This window comes from Betaproteobacteria bacterium (assembly GCA_016791345.1).
Lineage (GTDB): Bacteria > Pseudomonadota > Gammaproteobacteria > Burkholderiales > JAEUMW01 > JAEUMW01.
The window spans coordinates 1-2402 of record JAEUMW010000281.1 but is presented as its reverse complement, the minus strand read 5'-3'; the positions used below and the strand labels follow the sequence as shown (position 1 = coordinate 2402).

General features: G+C 61.6%; 2 protein-coding genes. Both read left to right on the top strand.

All coding sequences use genetic code 11. The annotated features are described in order from the left end of the window. Window positions 1–137: 137 nt before the first annotated feature. The gene (locus JNK68_11220; GenBank protein MBL8540927.1) at window positions 138–1220 is read left to right on the top strand and encodes a hypothetical protein; all 1083 of its coding nucleotides are present in this window, start codon (window positions 138–140) and stop codon (window positions 1218–1220) included. Between the two features lie 71 nt (window positions 1221–1291). Next, complete coding sequence (gene phaC, locus JNK68_11215; GenBank protein ID MBL8540926.1) at window positions 1292–2398, top strand: class III poly(R)-hydroxyalkanoic acid synthase subunit PhaC; 1107 nt, start codon at window positions 1292–1294, stop codon at window positions 2396–2398. Window positions 2399–2402 lie beyond the last annotated feature (4 nt).

Genomic DNA, 2402 nt, shown 5'->3' with positions numbered 1-2402 from the left:
CTCCCTGCGGCTTGGTTGTCGGGCTCGAGCGGTACGGCAAGGCTCGACGGTTGAGATTTGACACCTACGCGAAGCGATCACGAGACCGCCGGCCCAGCACTCGGCCGGCATGAAACAAATCATCAGAGAGGAAAGAAATGGACGCTACCGAACAGATCGGCACGGCCGTCAACACCTGGACTGAAGCGCAGAAGCGCCTGGTGGACGGGTGGATGGGGCTACTCAATAATGCCGTGACGCTGAACGCGGCTTCGCCGGATTCGGCCGAGTGGCTCAAGAAGAGCGCCGATGCTTTCGGCAAGGGCACCAGCGATGCCGGACGCGAGCTCGTGGACAAGCTGCTGAGCGGCCAGAGCGCGGCGACGCGGGCTACGGATTTCTTCCTCAAGGCGTGGAAGATCGTTGCGCCGAGCATCGACGCGGGCAAGGACTGGCGCGTCGACTTCGAAAGCTTCTCCAAGCAGTGGAGCGAGCAGATGACGTCCTCGCTCGACCGCGGCACGGGGATGCTGAAGGATCTGACCGAACTCGCCCAGTCCATGGGGAAGGACTGGCCGCCCGTACTCCTGCCGTGGCTCGCCTTCATGGGCCAGTCGAGCACGGCAGGTCACCTCGGCGAAGCAACGCTCGGCGGTGCCGCGAACCTTACCCGCCTGCTGGCGATGGAATCCGAGCTTTTCCCATTTCTCTCGGGCCTCGCCGAGATGCCCCGTGCCGGCCTCACGCGCGAGAAGAACGCGAAGCTGCTGCGATTCGTGGATGCGGTGGTCGACGCGCGCCGCACCAACCTCAAGTTCCAGACCATGATGGCGCAAGGCATGGGCAAGGCCGTCGAGGCGACCATCGATCGCCTAGCACAGATCAAGGCCAAGGGGGAGAAGATCAGCTCCGTGCGGGATCTGATGAAGCTCTGGTTCACCTCGGCCGACGGCACCCTGATGCATGTCTTCAATTCGCCGGAGTTTCTCGCCATCCAGGACGAGATGACGACCGCGAACAACGAGCTGCGGATCCACCAGCGCGCGGTGCTCGAGGACATCTACCAGCAGCTCGATATCCCCACCCGGTCAGAGATCGACGATGCGTACAAGATCATCCACGACCTCAAGATCGAGGTGCGGGCGCTGAAGAAGGCGCTTGCCGCAGCCACCGGCACCAAGGTCGTGGCGAAGGGGACGGGCGCGCGCAGCGCGAGCCGCGGCAAGGCCAAGGCGGGCTGACGGCAGTCGCCTGCGCGGTGACCACTTCGTCATTTGCAGAACCGAGACAACGAGAATAGGAGATCTTCAATATGGTGTTCCCGATTCAGATCCAGGCGAGTGACATCGCGCACGAAATCAGCGAGATCAACCGAAAGCTCACGAAGGGGATCGAGAACCTCAACCGCCTGAAGGATGCGGACGTCGACATCGGCAGTACGCCGAAGGACACGGTCTTCGAACTGGACCGCCTCAAGGTGTACCACTACAAGCCGACGGTCGAAGCCAGCAAGATCATGAAGACGCCGTTCGTGATTACGCCGCCGCTCATCAATGGCTACGAGGTCGCCGACCTGCAGCCGGACCGCTCGCTGGTGCGCAATCTTCTCAACGAGGGCATCGACGTCTACTTGATCAACTGGGGTTATCCGAAACCAGCCGACAAGTACCTGACGGTCGACGACTACGTCGAGGGGTACCTCGACGAGTGCGTCGACGTCATCCTCGATCTCAACGGGGCGGAGAAGCTGACGATGTTCGGCATCTGCCAGGGCGGTACGCTCAGCACCTGCTATTCGTGCCTGCACCCGGACAAGATCGCGCATCTCGTGCTGACCGTCTCTCCGATCGACTTTCACGCCTACCAGTGGACCAAGGAGCAGCCGCATATCGGTCTCATGTTCAACATGGCGTCGGGCGCGGATGTCGATACCATGGTCGCTGCCGCGGGCAATGTGCCGGCCGATCAGCTGAACGTTTCGTTCCTGATGGCCTCGCCGTTCAATCTCGCGGTCGGCAAATACACGGACCTGATCGACTCCCTCGACGACAAGAATGCTTTGCTGAATTTCCTGCGCATGGAGAAGTGGCTGTTCGGCGGTCCAGCAGCAGCGGGCGAAGCGTACCGTCAGTTCGTGAAGGAATTCCTCCACAAGAACAAGCTCGTCAAGGGTGAACTCGAGCTGGGTGGCCGCAAGGTCGACATGAAGAACCTGACCATGCCGATTCTCAGCATCTACGCGGAGCGGGACCATCTCGTGCCGCCCGCTTGCACGGTCGGGATGAAGAAGTACATCGAGAACAACGACTACACCGAGCTCGCCATCAAGACCGGACACATCGGCATCTACACTGGCGGTGCATCGCAGAAGATCCTGGCGCCCGCCGTCGGCAAGTGGCTGCGCGACCACGGCGCCTGAGTAC